This is a genomic window from Pseudomonas syringae group sp. 247E2, assembly GCF_032587795.1.
In the GTDB taxonomy this organism is placed as follows: Bacteria; Pseudomonadota; Gammaproteobacteria; order Pseudomonadales; family Pseudomonadaceae; genus Aquipseudomonas; species Aquipseudomonas amygdali.
The window spans coordinates 25,955-42,737 of the sequence record NZ_JAWHPK010000030.1 but is presented as its reverse complement, the minus strand read 5'-3'; the positions used below and the strand labels follow the sequence as shown (position 1 = coordinate 42,737).

Below are 16,783 nucleotides of genomic sequence, written 5' to 3'. Positions count from 1 at the left end.
AGCTTTTTGCACCTCAGGCCAGTAGACTGACGACCACGCGCACCAGACAGGTGCGCAATCTGTCGAATCAGCTGTCGCGGAGGCCGTCGTGTACAAAGGTGTGGTGCTGTCGATCCTGGCGTCAACGCTGTTCGGGGTCATGTATTTCTATACGTCACTGATGACCCCGCTCGACGGTGAAGAGATCTTCGGCTGGCGCATGCTGCTCACCGTGCCATGCGCGACGCTGTTCATGCTGGTCAGCGGAGACTGGCGGCGAGTCCGCGAAGTGACTGTCCGGCTCAGGCAGCAACCGCTGCTGATCTTCGCGCTGCTGCTGTCTTCGGTGCTGCTCGGCGCGCAATTGCTGATCTTCATGTGGGCACCGCTGCACGGGCGCAGTCTGGAGGTATCGCTGGGTTATTTCCTGCTGCCGCTGAGCATGATTCTCACCGGCCGCATCGTGTACGGCGAGCACCTTTCGTATCTGCAAAAGGTCGCGGCGGTATTTGCCATGATCGGTGTTGGCCATGAGCTATGGCGGCTGGGCAGCTTTTCCTGGGAGACGCTATTGGTCGCGGGCGGTTATCCGCTGTACTTCGTGCTGCGACGCAAGCTCAAGACCGACCACCTCGGCGGGCTCTGGTTCGACATGCTGCTGATGCTACCCATCGGCCTGTGGTTTATCGCCAACGGTCATCCACAAGCCATCCAGCAGGCACCGCTGCTGTACCTGCTGATTCCCGTGCTCGGGGTCATCAGTGCCTCGGCACTGGTCAGTTACATCGTTGCCAGCCGTTTGCTGCCGTTCAGCCTGTTTGGCTTGCTCAGTTATGTCGAGCCGGTGCTGCTGGTCGGCGTCGCCCTGTTGCTGGGCGAGAGCATCGGCCGCGATGAATGGCTGACTTACCTGCCGATCTGGCTGGCCGTCGTGGTGCTGATGATCGAAGGTGCCAAACACGTGCTGACCCAGCGCCGTCGGGATGCAGCCTGAAGCTCAGGTCTCGGTGAAACGCTCCAGTTGCATTTCCTGAAGCCGACTCAGGGTGCGCCGAAAGGCAAACGACAGATAACCCTGGGTGTACAGTTCGTCCATCGGCACAGGCGCTTCGACATACAGCGGAATGCGTCGGTCGTAACATTCGTCCACCAGCGCAATGAAACGTCGCACGCCGTCGTCGTTGGGCGATAACTGCGGCAGCTCGCGGTCGCCTGCCGTCACCTGCTCCACGCCATCCTCGGTGCCACGGGCAATCTTCGCCTCGCGCTGGGCGGCGCTGAGGGGCGGCACTTCGCTGAGCAGAATCACCGAGAAACGATCACACAACGCGATAAAATCCATCGCCGCCAGCGGTTGTTCACACAGATCACGATAGCGGCACCACACTGCCGTATCGGAATGCTGAACCACATTGATGCTGCGATAGCCGAGCATGACCTGCGAGTCGTGAACCGGCTGGCCAGCGCTCAGCGCTTCGAATATTCCCTTCAATGCACTTGGCTGACCGGCCTGTGCAACCCAGTAACGCTGGTGCAACTGTCCGGGGTGCAGGCGATGATCCTCGCCGCCGTCGACCGCCACCACATTCATGTATTTCAGGATCGCGGCGACCGCTGGCAGGAAGCGCTCACGATTATGGCCGTGGCTGTACAACTTTTCCGGTGGCTGATTGGACGTACAGACCAGCACTACGCCCTCTTCAAACATCACTTGCAGCAGCCCGCCGAGAATCACTGCGTCGCCGATGTCAGTCACGAACAACTCATCGAAACACATCACCCGCACTTCCCGCGCCAGCTCTTTGGCGACCACGGTCAGCGGCTGAGGCGTGCCCATCAGCTCGAACATGCGCTTGTGCACCCAGCGCATGAAGTGATGAAAATGCTGACGCCGGGCCGGCACGCTCAGGCTTTCGAAAAAGCGGTCCATCAACCAGGTCTTGCCGCGCCCGACCGGCCCCCACAAATAGACGCCCTGTGCCCGACCCCGCGCATCGGCCAGGGCCTCATAGCACGCCTGCAACTGTCGGGCAGCCTGCAACTGCGCCTGATCAGGCTGAAAACCACGCTGGACGGCACGTTCGTAGGCTTGCAGCGGGGAAACGGCATCCATCAGGCACACACCTTCGGTATCAGAGAAAAGACATACGGTCTAAAAACGGCTCATGCGTGCTGCACGCCGGCGCGCTTGAGCAGCCGCTTGCAGCGCTCGGACAGATGCACCACGCGCAAATGCTTGCCCGCTTTGACATAGCGCTCGCGCAAGGTCTTGAGCGCAGCAATGGCCGAGTAATCGACGAAACTCAGGTGGCGGCAATCCAGTGTCACCTGCGCCGGGTCTTCGGCCGGGTTGAACTGGTCGAGAAACGGTGTGGTCGAGGCGAAGAACAGCGTGCCGTGCAGGTGGTAGACCTTGCTGCCATCGGCCTCTACATGGCTGTCTGCATACAGCTCGCGGGCCTGCTGCCAGGCAAAGTTGATCGCCGCGATGATGATGCCGAACAGCACCGCAGTGGCCAGATCGGTGAGCACCGTGACCACGGTCACGGCAATGATCGCCAGTACGTCATTGACCGGCACCTTGCGCAGCACACGCAACGATGCCCAGGCGAAAGTCTGCTGGGCAACCACAAACATCACCCCGACCAGCGCCGCCAATGGAATGCGCTCGATCAGCGGCGACAGAAACAGCACGAACATCAGGATCATCAAACCCGCCACCACGCCCGACACACGACCGCGGCCGCCGGAACTGAGGTTGATCACCGTCTGGCCGATCATCGCGCAACCGCCCATGCCGCCAAAGGCACCGGAGACCACGTTGGCAGCGCCCAGCGCTACGCACTCTCGATCCGGATAGCCACGGGTTTCGGTGGTCTCGTCGGTCAGGTTCAGGGTCAGCAGGGTTTCGAGCAGACCGACCAGCGCCATCAGGATGGCGTACGGGGCGATGATGCGCAGGGTGTCCAGGCTCCACGGAATGTCCGGCATGGCGAATACCGGCAGGCCACCGGCAATGTGCGCCATGTCGCCCAGGGTGCGGGTCGGCAGGCCGAGCAAATAAACCGCCAGCCCGACGCTCAGGATCGCCACCAGCGCAGGCGGTGCAACACGGGTCAGGCGCGGCAACAGATAGACAATAGCCATGGTCAACGCCACCAGACCGAGCATCACGTACAGCGGCGTACCGCTGAGCCATGACTCACCCACCTTGAAGTGCTCCAATTGCGCCATCGCGATGACAATCGCCAGGCCGTTGACGAAGCCCAGCATCACCGGATAAGGCACCAGCCGCACCAGTTTGCCGAGCCGCAGTAGCCCGAACAGGATCATGATCAAACCGCCCAGCAATACGGTCGCCAGCAAATATTGCACGCCGTGCTGCACCACCAGCGCGACGATCACCACCGCCATCGAACCGGCCGCGCCGGAAACCATGCCCGGACGCCCGCCGAACAGGGCCGTCAGCGTACAAATGATGAACGCCCCGTAGAGCCCCATCAGCGGGTTGAGATGGGCCACCAGTGCAAAGGCAATGCACTCGGGCACCAAGGCAAAAGATGTCGTGAGCCCGGCCAGGACTTCGGCGCGTATACGGATTGATTTCATGGGTTACCTGAACCGCGCCCCGTGGAGGAAGCGCAAAAAAGGAGGCATATTACGCAAACCCGCCGCCACCGACCACCGCAGCAAGGCTTCAAAACAGCGTTCTTCGATGATCGGCGGCGACCCAAAACAACAAGGAATCATGTGATGCCAAGGAATAAGACACTGTTATGCGCGGCGCTTGTGCTGAACGCTTCCCTTGCCTGCGCTCAAGACCCGGCACCTGACCTTGATGCCGTTGTGCAGCAAGCGGCGCAGCAGGTGATGCAGGAAAACAACATTGCAGGCATGTCCATCGCTATCACCCGCAACGGTACACAACAGTTCTATAACTACGGCGTCGCCTCAAAAACAACCGGCCAGCCGGTGTCCAGCGATACGTTGTTCGAACTGGGCTCGATCAGCAAAACCTTCACCGCCACACTGGCCACCTGGGCGCAGGCCAATGGGCAGTTGTCGCTGACCGACAGCATCGACACCTACCTGCCGCAATTGAATGACACACGCCTGGGCAAAATACCGGTCTTTCACCTCGGCACCCACACAGCAGGCGGCTTCCCCCTTCAAGTGCCCGACAAGGTGCAGAACACTCGTCAATTGATGGACTATTTCAAGGCCTGGCAGCCCGACTACCTGCCCGGCACCCACCGCACTTATGCCAACCCCAGTGTGGGCCTGCTCGGCATGGTTGCGGCGCGCAGCATGAAGCTGCCGTACGAAAAAGCCCTCCAGCAGCGCCTGTTTCCGGCGCTGAACCTGAGCAACACCTACGTGAACGTGCCCGACGAAAAGCAGAAGCTTTATGCGCAGGGCTACAACAAACTCGACGAACCGGTCAGGGTTAACCCAGGTCCTCTGGCGAGTGAAGCCTACGGCGTGAAATCGAGTGCTCGGGACATGATTCGTTTTGTCGAGGCACACCTTGGGCCTGGTCAGTACGACGCGCCGCTGCAACGCGCTCTCAGTGACACACGGATCAGCTATTTCAAAGTCGGCGGCATGACTCAGGACCTGATCTGGGAGCAGTATCCGATGCCGGTTGGCTTGGGGCAGCTGCTTGAAGGCAACGCCAGTGCCATGCTGAACACCCTCAAAACCGAAGTGATCGAGCCGCCGCAGGCAGCGCAATCTGCGGTCTGGGTCAACAAGACCGGATCAACCAACGGTTTCGGTGGCTATGTCGCGTTCATACCGGAAAAACAGCTCGGCATCGTGATTCTGGCCAACAAGAACTATCCGAATGAAGAACGGGTAAGGCTGGCCTACCGGATTCTCGGCGAGTCAGGCTGCTGTTCAAAGCCCTGAAAGAAGCCCTGTTCCCCCGGCAGCTTCGATTTCAAGCAGCTTGCGCTTGCGCTCGACACCCCAGCGATAACCGGATAACGACCCGTCGCTGCGCACGACCCGATGACAGGGAATGGCAACTGCCAGCGTGTTGGCACCGCACGCATTCGCCACTGCGCGAACTGCGCTGGGCATACCGATACGCGTGGCGATATCGGTGTAGGTTGCGGTCGATCCGGCAGGTATATCCCTGAGCGCCTGCCATACCCGCTCCTGAAAAACCGTGCCGCGGATGTCCAGCGGCAGCGCGAGTCCGGTCGCAGGCGACTCGACAAAGCCCACGACCCTGGCGACAAGTTGTTCAAACTCTTCATCCCCGCCGATCAGATTGGCATTGGGGTACTGATCCTGAAACTTTTCGACCAGCACATTGGGGTCGTCTCCGAGTGAAATGGCGCAGATACCCTTGGGACTTCTGGCCACCAGAATCGAGCCCAGCGAGCTTTCACCCAGTGCAAACCTGATGTCGACATTGGCCCCGCCTGCCCGGTACTCAGAAGGTTTCATGCCCAGCATTTTTTGCGAAGCCTCATAGAATCGGCTGTTGGAGTTGAAACCTGCTTCATACAGCGCACTGGTGATGGTCACATCGTGGGAAAGCTGGACTTTCACTCGCGAGCGCAAGGACGCGACGCTGTAGGCTTTGGGCGTCAACCCGGTGAGTTTCTTGAAAGTGCGATGAAAATGAAAACTGCTCATCCCGACCTTTTCTGCAAGCGCAGCGAGATTGGGCATCGAGTCGCAGGCGTCTATCAGCCTGCAGGCTTCGGAAACGGCCGAAGCATGCTTGAGGTCCACGCTTTGCTGATCACTGCCACTGCGCCGCGACAGGCGAAACCCGGCAGCTTCAGCCTCGCTCGCCGAAGAAAAGAACACGACGTTTTCCGGCCTTGGAAGTTTGCTAGGGCTGCCGGGCTTGCAATAGATACCGGTTGTCAGCACACCGTAGACGAAGTCAGCGCCCGCGCCTGAACGACGATTGAGCAGGATCTCCCAGCGCGGGTCCTCTTCGGTTCGTGGCGCACGCGTTTTCAACGTGCCTTTCATGTTTTCCATGCTGATGGCCTGTCTTGGGTTTCGATGAGCCTATCCCTGTCGCAACACACAGGCACTCCGAGTCTTGCTCTCAAATTCGAGATAAATCGATGTCGCTGAAGTTGGCCGGTACTCGCCACAAATACCAGGCGGCAATCGTCCTGTAAGGGCCGAACCGTTCGCCAATTCTGGCCATTTCCCTATGACCCGGTTTGAGTTCAAGAGCATACAGCCGTCGATAGCCTTCGCACACGCCATAGTCGCTGGCGGGCATTACGTCCATCTGGCCCAGACCGTAAATGAGCATCATCTCAACCGTCCAGCGACCTACGCCCGGCAACTGTATGAGGCGTTCGACAAGCGCTTCATTGCTCATGGCCAATGCAGCGCTGACATCGGGGACAAGACCATCGACCCGTGCCGCGGCAATGGCTTTGATCGCTCGACATTTGGACGCCGAGAAACCGCAGGAGCGCAGTGTTTGCTCATCCAGATCGATCAATGCCTGCGCGGCCGGAAAGGTTGCGTCTGGAAACAGCGCGCGCAGCCTCATCACCATAGCGTCACCCGCTTTGGCATGCAGTTGTTGATAGGCGACGGCCTTGATCAGCGCCTGAAATGGATCCTGCGCGGCAGTGACCGGGTGCAGGCAGGGGCCGACGTGATTGATCAGTAATTCCCATCGCCTGTCGATGGCTTTGAGCATTTCGACCGCCTCTGCATGTGCAGCAGCGTTCGCGTCACGTGGCGGTACGCACTCGCTATCAGGTGCGTCTGATTCTGATGACATCGTGTTTTCCCAAATTGAAATAGGCAGGTCAGACCACACAGTAGGCCGCCCCGGTATTTATTACGCTCAAGCCAGCCCAGCTGAACCTGACCTGAACAACCTGCCAAAACCGGGATGCAGATAAAAAACAACTACCCGCAGTCAAGAATGAGTATCATTATGTTACGCAGTGTTTCCGGCTTATGGCTCGCTGAAGCACGTTCAGCCTACAGTTTTGACCCGGTGAGATATGCTCGTTCCGTTTTTGATCATGCTGCGCGAAGGCATCGAAGCCGCGCTGATTGTTGGCATTATCGCCAGTTACCTGAAGCAGACCGGCCGCGGCGAGTGGATGCCTGCGGTGTGGATCGGCGTGTTCCTCGCTGCCGCGCTGTCGCTGTTCGTCGGTGGCGGGCTTGAGTTGATGAGCGCCGAGTTCCCGCAAAAGCAACAGGAATTGTTCGAAGGCATTGTCGGCCTGATCGCCGTGGGCATTTTAAGCTCGATGGTGTTCTGGATGCGCAAGGTCGCCCGCTCGATCAAGCACGCTTTGCATGAGTCTCTGGACGCTGCCCTCACCGGCTCGAAAAACCAGACCTACGCGTTGATCGCCATGGTGTTTTTCGCCGTGGCCCGCGAAGGGCTGGAGACCGTATTCTTTCTGCTCGCAGTATTCCAGCAGAGTGAAGGCTCGGGCGCGCCGCTGGGTGCCCTGCTCGGGCTGTTGCTGGCCGTGGGCTTCGGCGTGGCCATTTACAGCGGCAGCATGCGTCTGAACCTGAGCCTGTTTTTCCGCTGGACCGGGCTGTTTATTCTGGTGGTGGCCGCGGGCATTCTCGCTAATTCCGTTCAGGCGCTACATGAAGCCGGAGTCTGGAATCATCTGCAGGAAGTGGTTTTCGACATCAGCGCACTGTTGCCGATGGATGGGCCTGCCGGCTCGGTACTGGCTGGCATGTTCGGTTACCAGGACGCTCCGACCGTCAGCACCTTGAGCGTCTACCTGATTTACCTGATCGGGGCGCTGCTGCTGTTCTTCATGCCGCACACCCCGGCGTCCGGCAAGACCGTACAGCCGAAAACATCTTCTGTGACGAACGAATAAGGGCACCCATGTCTATCCGTACCCCAGGGCCTTCCGAGAACGCCCGGCCGCCCCGTGTCCTGCAATTGGCTGTCGCCGGTTCGGTGATCCTGATGATTGCCGCAGGCGGGCTGTTCTATTACGCCTCGCAGGTCGCGGCAAAAAAGCGCGCGGCCAATGCCGGCACTGAAACCGTGGTCAATATTCACGCCCGCAACTGTGAGCCAAATGTGCTGACGGTGGCGGCGGGCAAGAATGCCTTCCGCATCGTCAACCGCTCGGAACGCGCCGTCGAATGGGAAATTCTTGATGGCGTGCTGGTGGTTGAAGAGCGGGAAAACATTGCGCCGGGGTTGAGCCAGGTGATCAATGCCAACCTGGCACCCGGCGATTACGCGATCACCTGCGGCCTGCTCAGCAACCCGCGCGGCACCTTGCACGTCACCCCGACCGCCGAGTCCGATGCAAAAGCCAAGGCGCGCCCGTCGATGACCGCCTTCATCGGCCCTCTTTCCGAATACCGGGTGTACCTGAGCCTGCAAGGTTCGGCGCTGATCAAGGCCGTGACGGCTCTGCAACAAGCCATTGAAGCTGGCGACCTGAGCGCCGCTCAGGCGGCCTACCTGCCCGCCCGCACCGCGTATCAGCGTATTGCTCCGGCTGCTCAGCGCCTCTCGGAACTGGACAATGCCATCAATGCCCGCGCCGATTACTACGAGAAGCGTGAACAGGATCCGGGCTTTACCGGCTTCCACCGCATTGAATACGCATTGTTCGATCAGCACAGCGTCGAGGGCCTGTCGCCCGTCGCGCAGCGCCTGCAAACCGATGTCACTCAGCTCAAACAGCAGTTGATGGCGCAATCGCTGGCCCCCGAACAACTGGCCGCCATCGCCACCCGCACGATGCGCAGCCTGGCTGACGTACGCAGTAACGGCGAAGAGGAACGCTACAGCCACAGCGACCTCAACGGCTTTGCCGCCAACCTGGACGGAACCCGCAAAATCGTCGATCTGCTGCGTCCGTTGTTGACCCGCAGTGCTGCCGATCTGCTGCAGAAGATCGATGCGGCCATGGCTGATCTGGACACCACACTTGATGCGTTGAGCACCACTGAGGGAGGCATGCGCCCCTATGACCAGGTGGACGAGACGCAGCGTCGGCAAATCGCCGCCAAGGCTGGCGCGCTGGCTGACGCACTCAACGGCATCGACGCGGCACTTGGCCTTTCTGACCTCTGATTCACTGGAGCACAGCACACTACCATGAAAAACCCAGACAACAGTCCAGAAGCCACTAACGCCCCCGCTTCAATACAGCGTCGCCGTGTCCTGATGGGTCTCGGTGCTGCCGGTGCCGCGCTGGCTGGCAGCAGCCTGAGCGGCAACGTACTGGCCGCAACGCCGGCGCAAGTCACCGAAGCACCGAACAGTGAAAAGACCCAGGACCACAACGACTTTCATGGCCTGCATCAGACCGGCATCGTCAACCCGCGTCCGGCCGCAGGCATGCTGGTCGCGTTCGACGTGCTGGCTGCCGACCGCGAAGATCTCGAGCGCCTGTTCCGCACGCTCAATGAGCGCATCGCGTTCCTGATGACCGGCGGCCCGGTGCCGGAGATCGATCCGAAACTGCCACCGCCTGATTCCGGCATTCTTGGCCCTGTGGTCACCCCGGACAACCTGACCATTACCGTGTCGGTAGGCGAATCGCTGTTCGATGAGCGCTTTGGCCTGACCCCGGTCAAACCCAAACGTCTGATCCGCATGACCGGCTTCCCCAACGACGCGCTGGATCCGGCCAGTTGCCATGGCGACCTGAGCATCCAGTTCTGCGCCAACACCGCCGACAGCAACATTCACGCCCTGCGCGACATCGTCAAGAACCTGCCTGACCTGTTGCTGGTGCGCTGGAAACAGGAAGGCACCGTGCCGCCCCAGGCACCGAAAAAGCCCGGTCAGCCGCCGGAAAGCGCGCGCAATTTCCTCGGCTTCCGGGATGGCTCGGCAAACCCGGATTCCAACAACCAGAAGACCATGAACGAGCTGGTCTGGGTGCAGCCGGGCAGCGACGAGCCAGCGTGGGCCGCCAACGGCAGCTATCAGGCCGTGCGGATCATCCGTAACTTCGTGGAACGCTGGGACCGCACGCCATTGCAGGAGCAGGAATCGATTTTCGGCCGCAGCAAAAGCACCGGTGCACCTATGGACGGCAAGGTCGAGACCGACGTACCCAACTACGCGGCAGACCCGGAAGGCAAGAAAACCCGACTGGATTCGCACATCCGCCTGGCCAACCCGCGTACCGCCGAAAGCCAGCGCAACCTGATCCTGCGCCGTCCGTTCAATTACTCCAATGGGGTGAACAAGAACGGTCAGCTGGACATGGGCCTGCTGTTCATCTGCTATCAGGCTGACCTGGAAAAAGGCTTCATCACCGTTCAGAGCCGCCTCAACGGCGAGCCGCTGGAGGAGTACCTCAAGCCGGTCGGTGGTGGTTATTTCTTCACCCTGCCGGGGGTAACCGGTGACCAGGATTTCATCGGCCGCTCGCTGCTGGCAGCTGCTTCGCCCACTAAAACCGCATGACCTACCCACTCCAGACCCGGAAGACACCCATGAAAAAGACGCCCCTGGCTTTGCTCTTGACCCTTGGCCTGCTCCAGACGCCACTGGCTGCCTTTGCCGCCCCCGCGCCGCTGGACCTGGTAGGTCCGGTTTCGGACTACAAGATTTACGTGACCGAAAACATCGAAGAACTGGTCAGCCACACTCAGAAGTTCACCGATGCCGTTAAGAAGGGCGACATCGCGACGGCCAAAAAGCTGTATGCCCCTACCCGCGTGTACTACGAGTCGGTAGAGCCGATTGCCGAACTGTTCAGTGACCTGGACGCGTCCATCGACTCACGCGTCGACGACCACGAACAAGGCGTCACGGCAGAAGACTTCACCGGTTTCCATCGTCTGGAGTACGCGCTGTTCTCGCAGAACACCACCAAGGACCAGGGCCCTATCGCCGACAAACTGATGAGCGACGTCAAGGACCTGGAAAAGCGCGTAGCCGAACTGACCTTCCCGCCTGAAAAAGTCGTCGGTGGCGCAGCCGCCTTGCTGGAAGAAGTTGCGGCGACCAAGATCTCCGGCGAAGAAGACCGTTACAGCCACACCGACCTGTACGACTTCCAGGGCAACATCGACGGCGCGAAGAAAATCGTCGACCTGTTCCGCCCGCAGATCGAGCAGCAGGACAAAGCCTTCTCCAGCAAAGTCGACAAGAACTTCGCCACCGTGGACAAGATTCTGGCCAAGTACAAGACCAAGGACGGTGGCTTTGAAACCTACGACAAGGTGAAAGAGAACGACCGCAAAGCCCTGGTCGGCCCGGTCAACACCCTGGCCGAAGACCTCTCGACCCTGCGCGGCAAACTGGGCCTGAACTGACCTGAAACGCCGCGCCTGTTCGAGGTGCGGCTTTTTGCCGTACCAGCGGTTACTGCACCTGAAAGCGCTTTTTTACCACGATGGCACTGACGACGCAGAGTGCGACGTTAGTGACGGCTGAGTCCTGGCGCTGATCCGGGGGTAGCCTGGCAGGACGCCAGGCTAGCCGCACCGGGCCAAGGATGGCCCGTTGCGGCGACCCCCGGATCAGTGACAGGGCGAAGGAACCCGACGAAGTCGGGCCGGAAACAGGAGCAAAAGGCTTTGGTTACTTTGGCCTCATCAAAGTAACTCGCCGAGGGGCGAAAAGGTGACTTGAGTCGAGCCTACATCCACCTGACACCACAGAACCGCTGTGTGACGCAGAGCGTCACGAACGGCATTCCCACGCGGAGCGTGAGGAACGATAGTCAAAATCGCATTAACTACCACCGAAATGCTTTTCAACCACGATGGCACTGACGATGCAGAGTGCGACGTCAGTGATGGCTGAGTCCTGGCGCTGATGCGGGGGTAGCCTGGCAGGACGCCAGGCTAGCCGCACCGGGCCATGGATGGCCCGTTGCGGCGACCCCCGGATCAGTGTCAGGGCGAAGGAACCCGACGAAGTCGGGCCGGAAACAGGAGCGAAAGGATTTGGTTACTTTGGCCTCATCAAAGTAACTCGCCGAGGGGCGAAAAGGTGACTTGAGTCGAGCCTACATCCACCTGACACCACAGAACCGCTGTGTGACGCAGAGCGTCACGAACGGCATTCCCACGCGGAGCGTGAGGAACGATAGTCAAAATCGCATTAACTACCACCGAAATGCTTTTCAACCACGATGGCACTGACGACGCAGAGTGCGACGTTAGTGACGGCTGAGTCCTGGCGCTGATCCGGGGGTAGCCTGGCAGGACGCCAGGCTAGCCGCACCGGGCCATGGATGGCCCGTTGCGGCGACCCCCGGATCAGTGACAGGGCGAAGGAACCCGACGAAGTCGGGCCGGAAACAGGAGCGAGGGGGTTTGGTTACTTTGGCCCCATCAAAGTAACTCGCCGAGGGGCGAAAAGGTGACTTGAGTCGAGCCTACATCCACCTGACAAAGAAAAAACCGCCATGTGACGCAGAGCGTCACGAACGGCATTCCCACGCTGGAGCGTGAGGAACGATAATCTCACTACCGCCATCGTGCGACGCTCTGCGTCGAATGCCCTTCTGGACGCTCTGCGTCCGCGCCTAGATCCCACTGAACCAGTTGTAGCCCTGATCCTCCCAATACCCGCCAGGATTCTCGTTGCTGACGAAGATCTCGACGATGTGCTTGGGGTTCTTGAAGCCCAGCTTGGTCGGCACTCGCACCCGCAGCGGGTAACCGTAATCCGGTGGCAGGGCGACTTCACCGAAGTCCAGCGCCAGCAATGTCTGCGGATGCAGCGCAGTAGGCATATCCAGGCTTGAATAATAGCGATCGGCGCACTTGAAGCCGACGAAACGTGCCGTGGTATCGGCACCGATGTACTCCAGAAAAGTCTTCAGCGGCACACCGCCCCATTGTCCTATCGCACTCCAACCCTCAATGCAGATCAACCGCGTGATGTCGGTGCGTTGCGGCAACTTGCGCAGTGCATCCAGCGTCCACGGCTGCTTGTCACGCACCAGCCCGGACACTGCCAGCCGATAGTCGGAAAGCTCCACCTCCGGCACGTTGTATTCGGGGTAGAACGCATTGAACGGGAACGGGTTGGTCAGCTGCGCCTTGCTGTAGGTCGGGGCCAGTTTCTGGCCGTTGAACAGCCAGGCCTGAACCCGGTCATTCCAGCGCGACATGGCCCACAGCACTTTGTCGACCTGATCGCCATCCTGCAGGTTGCAGCCGGTGAGCATCGACATCGCCCCCACTGTCAGCCCGGCGCGTAGAAACGAGCGGCGCTGAATATCGACCAGTTGGCTCTGCTGCGCAGGCTCCAGACGAATGCGCTGGGTGATGCGTTTACGAGGTTCGTTCATGGTTGCGCAGTTCCGTCTTCGTTCGGCTGGCGGCCGCCGGTAATCATGGGTAACAAGGTACTAGGCACCAGCACGACCAGCACCAGATGAACAACAACAAACGCGCCGATGGCCGTCATCGCGCCAAAATGCACCCAGCGGGCAAAATCGAATCCGCCCAGCAGGGCAACCAAGCCCTGAAACTGCACCGGTTTCCAGATAGCCAGCCCGGACACCACCACCAACACACCCATGGCCAGCACCAGCCAGTACATCAGCCGTTGCACCGCGTTGTAACGGCCTTTGACGTGGACCAGTCGAAAACGCAACGCGTCACTCATGTCACGCGTCACTTCGGACGGTCGGACCGGCAGCAGGTCGCGTTTGAAATGGCGGCTGAACACGCCATACAGCACATAAGTCAGACCGTTGATGACCAACAGCCACATCACCGCGAAGTGCCAGGCAATGGAACCGCCCAGCCAGCCGCCGAGTGTCAGGATTTTGGGAAAGGTGAACGGCATCAGTGGCGATGCGTTGTAGATCGCCCAACCGCTCATGAACATACAGACCATGCCCACGGCATTGACCCAGTGCGTCAGGCGCACCGGCCACGGATGAATGGGGCGGGTTTTCATGTCGAGATCCCTCTGATCAGGCATGGAAAAGGCTGCCAGGGGCAGCCTTGCGCCCCTGACAGCCCTGGCGGTGATTACATCGGCGGGGTAAACCCGTCCTTGCCGACTGCCACACCACGAGCAGACTTGCCGTCGTCAGCCGGGAACACCACGACCTTGGCGCCCTTGGTCAACTGATCAACCTTGCCTGGCTCGACGTAGGCGATAGGCACATCCTGCGGCACCACCAGCTTCTTCTCGCCACCCTCGTATTTGACGGTCAGCGTGCGGCCATCGGTGCCAGCCAACGTGCCAACGGTGCCATTGGTCATGGTGCCGGTGCTGCCATCAGCGTTTTCCCAGCCATAGTGGCCTTCGCCGCTGCCTTTGAGGCTGGCTTCAAAAACGGTCACCTCCAGCGCTTTCAGTGTGCCGTCCGCCTGCGGGATGGCAGCCGAACCGACAAAACTGTCACCTTTGATTTGCTTGAAGTCAGCTTCGGACACAAGACGAATACCGGTCTTGTCAGTCAGCTTGATACTTTCGTGCTGACCCGAGCGGGTGGTGAAATCGAGGGTGTCGGCGCTGACGCTGTCGACGGTCCCGCGCATCGGTTTAACCACCTTCATGTCAGCAGCCTGAGTCATGACAGCAGCGCTGAGCAACAGCAGGCCGAACGTTGTAGAGAGTGCAGTCTTCATCGGTACTTCCTTGGCAGTTGATATCTGAAACCCATCCTTGCACCGTTACCGGCACCGCAGAATGACCGGGCAATGACATTTTTGTCATTCGCCGGACACCTTGTCGGCAACTGGTTAGACTTTGGCATCGGCGCACCGTGGGTGCCTGCAAAAGCGTAGCGGACAAAACGATGCATATCCTGCTGATTGAAGACGACACCAAAACCGGTGAATACCTGAAGAAGGGCCTGGGTGAGTCCGGCTACAAGGTCGACTGGACCCAGCACGGTGCCGACGGCCTGCACCTGGCACTGGAAAACCGCTACGACCTGATCGTGCTGGACGTGATGCTGCCAGGCATCGACGGCTGGCAAATCATCGAAGTACTGCGCGCCCGGCAGGACGTGCCGGTGCTGTTTCTCACCGCGCGCGACCAGTTGCAGGACCGGATTCGCGGCCTGGAACTGGGCGCCGACGATTATCTGGTCAAGCCATTTTCCTTCACTGAACTGCTGCTGCGCATCCGCACCATCCTGCGCCGGGGCGTGGTGCGCGAGGCAGACCATTTTCATCTGGCCGACCTTGAACTGGACCTGCTGCGCCGCCGCGTGACGCGTCAGCAGCAGGTCATCGTGCTGACCAACAAGGAGTTTGCCCTGCTACACCTGTTATTGCGCCGCGAAGGCGACGTGCTGTCACGGGCACAGATTGCCTCGGAAGTCTGGGACATGAATTTCGACAGTGACACCAATGTTGTGGACGTCGCCATCAAGCGCCTGCGCAGCAAGGTCGACCTGCCCTACCCGGTCAAGCTCATCCACACCGTGCGCGGTATCGGTTATGTGTGTGAGGTGCGGCCATGCGACGCCAGCCTTCCCTGACCCTGCGTTCTACCCTGGCATTTGCTCTGGTGGCGATGCTCACCGTCAGCGGTGCCGGCCTGTATCTGTATCAGTCAATCGAAGCAACAGTGATGCAACGCAGTGACCATGCCGTGCTCGCGCGACTGGACCACTTTCGCAAGCTGTTGCGCTATGACCTGACGATGGACAACCTCAAAGGCAGCCCGCAACTGTTCGAGAACATGCTCGACAGCGAGGAAGATATTTTCATCATCGGCGAACCGGGCAAGCCACCGGTGATATCGGTCAACCCGCAACGCGCGCCACTGCCAGAGCTACCGACCGTGGCGCAGGATCAGCCTTTACGGGTCGATGACCTGCGCAGTGGCCTGAGCCTGCAAGGCGTGCCGTTGCGTGCCGCGGCGGTGCAAGTAATGTCCAATGGCGTTGCAGTGCGTTTGCAGGCCGCGCACCTGATGGTCAAGGAGATGGCCATGCTCGCCAGCTTCCGGCAGAGCATTTATATCGCCGTTGCGCTGGCGTTCCTGATTACCGCCGTGCTGGGTTACATATTGCTGCGACGCGGCTTGCGCCCACTGCGCAGAATGGCCGCCCACGCTGCCGCAATAACCCCGGCCAGCCTGCACAAACGGCTCGACAGCCACGACACGCCTGTCGAGCTGCAACAATTGAGCGATGCCTTCAATGCCATGCTTGACCGTCTGGACGATGGCTATCGACGCCTGATGCAGTTCTCCGCCGATCTGGCCCACGAGATTCGTACGCCGGTCGGTTCGCTGATGGGCCACTGCCAGGTTGCCTTGCGCCAGAACCGTAGCGCCGACGAATATCAGGTCCTGCTGGCTTCCAATCTGGAAGAGCTGGAACGTATCTCAAGGCTGGTGGAAAGCATCCTGTTTCTGGCTCGAGCGGACGAAGCCCAGGCTGCGCTGGAACGCCAGCCGCTGGACCTGCACGATGAATTGCAACGCGTGGCTGGTTATTTCGAAGGGCTGGCTGAAGAGCGTAATCTGCGGCTGAGCCACAGCGGACAAGGCACGTTGCTGGCCGACCCGATCCTGCTGCGCCGTGCACTGAGCAATCTGGTCGCCAACGCAATTCGCTATGCGAATGAAAACAGCGAAATCCTGATTCGTGTTGCGGCAGTTGATCGTCAGTGGCGAATCGAGGTAGAAAATCAGGGCCCGGTATTACCCCAAGCCACGCTCGCGCGACTGTTCGACCGCTTCTATCGGGGTGACGCCTCGCGCCATGAGCGCTCGGACTCCAACGGCCTGGGGCTGGCCATTGTTACAGCAATCATGCACCTGCATGGCGGGCGGGTCGAAGTGGCTCAACCCGCCGCCGGCAGAATCTGCTTCAGTCTGATATTTCCAGCGGTCTGAATCTTCCAG

16 protein-coding genes are annotated in these 16,783 nt (G+C 60.0%); 9 read left to right on the top strand and 7 right to left on the bottom strand.

Annotation, left to right across the window (positions count from 1 at the left end; translation table 11 throughout):
• The first annotated feature begins 88 nt into the window (after positions 1-88).
• Positions 89-973 (top strand): EamA family transporter RarD, encoded by an 885-nt coding sequence (rarD, locus tag RYC18_RS23420; RefSeq protein WP_005744523.1) that lies wholly within the window; start codon positions 89-91, stop codon positions 971-973.
• A gap of 3 nt (positions 974-976) precedes the next feature.
• On the opposite strand, the gene zapE is transcribed toward rarD, so the two are convergent.
• Together zapE and RYC18_RS23410 are read right to left on the bottom strand one after the other, a co-directional pair.
• The gene (gene zapE, locus RYC18_RS23415) at positions 977-2,092 is read right to left on the bottom strand and encodes a cell division protein ZapE (RefSeq protein WP_004665791.1); all 1,116 of its coding nucleotides are present in this window, start codon (positions 2,090-2,092) and stop codon (positions 977-979) included.
• A gap of 50 nt (positions 2,093-2,142) precedes the next feature.
• The gene (locus RYC18_RS23410; protein WP_316886912.1) at positions 2,143-3,588 is read right to left on the bottom strand and encodes a SulP family inorganic anion transporter; all 1,446 of its coding nucleotides are present in this window, start codon (positions 3,586-3,588) and stop codon (positions 2,143-2,145) included.
• Here RYC18_RS23410 and RYC18_RS23405 point away from each other — a divergent pair.
• Together RYC18_RS23405 and ampC are read left to right on the top strand one after the other, a co-directional pair.
• Complete coding sequence (locus RYC18_RS23405; protein ID WP_005744526.1) at positions 3,587-3,733, top strand: hypothetical protein; 147 nt, start codon at positions 3,587-3,589, stop codon at positions 3,731-3,733. The two genes, RYC18_RS23410 and RYC18_RS23405, sit on opposite strands and share 2 nt — an antisense overlap.
• Positions 3,733-4,890 carry a class C beta-lactamase gene (ampC, locus tag RYC18_RS23400; protein ID WP_316886911.1) on the top strand — a complete coding sequence of 386 codons (1,158 nt, stop codon included), beginning with the start codon at positions 3,733-3,735 and terminating at the stop codon, positions 4,888-4,890. The genes RYC18_RS23405 and ampC overlap by 1 nt, the downstream gene beginning before the upstream one ends.
• Here ampC and ada read toward each other — a convergent pair.
• Together ada and RYC18_RS23390 are read right to left on the bottom strand one after the other, a co-directional pair.
• On the bottom strand, positions 4,879-5,985 hold the full coding sequence (ada, locus tag RYC18_RS23395; RefSeq protein ID WP_316886910.1) for a bifunctional DNA-binding transcriptional regulator/O6-methylguanine-DNA methyltransferase Ada: 1,107 nt from the start codon (positions 5,983-5,985) through the stop codon (positions 4,879-4,881). The two genes, ampC and ada, sit on opposite strands and share 12 nt — an antisense overlap.
• A 70-nt stretch (positions 5,986-6,055) precedes the next feature.
• Positions 6,056-6,670, bottom strand: a complete 615-nt coding sequence (locus RYC18_RS23390) for a DNA-3-methyladenine glycosylase family protein (RefSeq protein WP_004657053.1) — start codon at positions 6,668-6,670, stop codon at positions 6,056-6,058.
• A gap of 313 nt (positions 6,671-6,983) precedes the next feature.
• Here RYC18_RS23390 and efeU point away from each other — a divergent pair, with 313 nt between their 5' ends.
• The 4 genes from efeU to efeO (RYC18_RS23370) are packed head-to-tail and all read left to right on the top strand — an operon-like array spanning position 6,984 to position 11,259.
• Entirely contained in the window at positions 6,984-7,838 is an 855-nt protein-coding gene (gene efeU, locus RYC18_RS23385) for an iron uptake transporter permease EfeU (RefSeq protein WP_316886909.1), read from the top strand.
• An 8-nt stretch (positions 7,839-7,846) separates the two neighbouring features.
• On the top strand, positions 7,847-9,058 hold the full coding sequence (efeO, locus tag RYC18_RS23380) for an iron uptake system protein EfeO (protein ID WP_054996441.1): 1,212 nt from the start codon (positions 7,847-7,849) through the stop codon (positions 9,056-9,058).
• Between the two features lie 24 nt (positions 9,059-9,082).
• A complete protein-coding gene (gene efeB, locus RYC18_RS23375) occupies positions 9,083-10,405 on the top strand; it encodes an iron uptake transporter deferrochelatase/peroxidase subunit (protein ID WP_002554187.1) in 1,323 nt (440 codons plus the stop codon).
• Positions 10,406-10,434: 29 nt separating this feature from the next.
• Positions 10,435-11,259: an iron uptake system protein EfeO gene (gene efeO / locus RYC18_RS23370; RefSeq protein WP_005744532.1), complete on the top strand. Its 825-nt coding sequence runs from the start codon at positions 10,435-10,437 to the stop codon at positions 11,257-11,259.
• A 1,220-nt stretch (positions 11,260-12,479) separates the two neighbouring features.
• On the opposite strand, the gene RYC18_RS23365 is transcribed toward efeO (RYC18_RS23370), so the two are convergent.
• From RYC18_RS23365 to RYC18_RS23355, 3 genes are all read right to left on the bottom strand, one after another.
• On the bottom strand, positions 12,480-13,250 hold the full coding sequence (locus RYC18_RS23365; RefSeq protein ID WP_002554189.1) for a molybdopterin-dependent oxidoreductase: 771 nt from the start codon (positions 13,248-13,250) through the stop codon (positions 12,480-12,482).
• Positions 13,247-13,867: a cytochrome b/b6 domain-containing protein gene (locus RYC18_RS23360; RefSeq protein WP_316886908.1), complete on the bottom strand. Its 621-nt coding sequence runs from the start codon at positions 13,865-13,867 to the stop codon at positions 13,247-13,249. The genes RYC18_RS23365 and RYC18_RS23360 overlap by 4 nt, the downstream gene beginning before the upstream one ends.
• Before the next feature lie 74 nt (positions 13,868-13,941).
• Positions 13,942-14,547, bottom strand: coding sequence for a hypothetical protein (locus tag RYC18_RS23355; RefSeq protein WP_002554191.1), 606 nt, complete (start codon positions 14,545-14,547; stop codon positions 13,942-13,944).
• A gap of 170 nt (positions 14,548-14,717) precedes the next feature.
• Here RYC18_RS23355 and RYC18_RS23350 point away from each other — a divergent pair, with 170 nt between their 5' ends.
• Entirely contained in the window at positions 14,718-15,407 is a 690-nt protein-coding gene (locus tag RYC18_RS23350) for a heavy metal response regulator transcription factor (RefSeq protein WP_002554192.1), read from the top strand.
• Positions 15,386-16,774: a heavy metal sensor histidine kinase gene (locus RYC18_RS23345; protein ID WP_057405137.1), complete on the top strand. Its 1,389-nt coding sequence runs from the start codon at positions 15,386-15,388 to the stop codon at positions 16,772-16,774. Before RYC18_RS23350 ends, RYC18_RS23345 begins: the two co-directional genes overlap by 22 nt.
• Positions 16,775-16,783 lie beyond the last annotated feature (9 nt).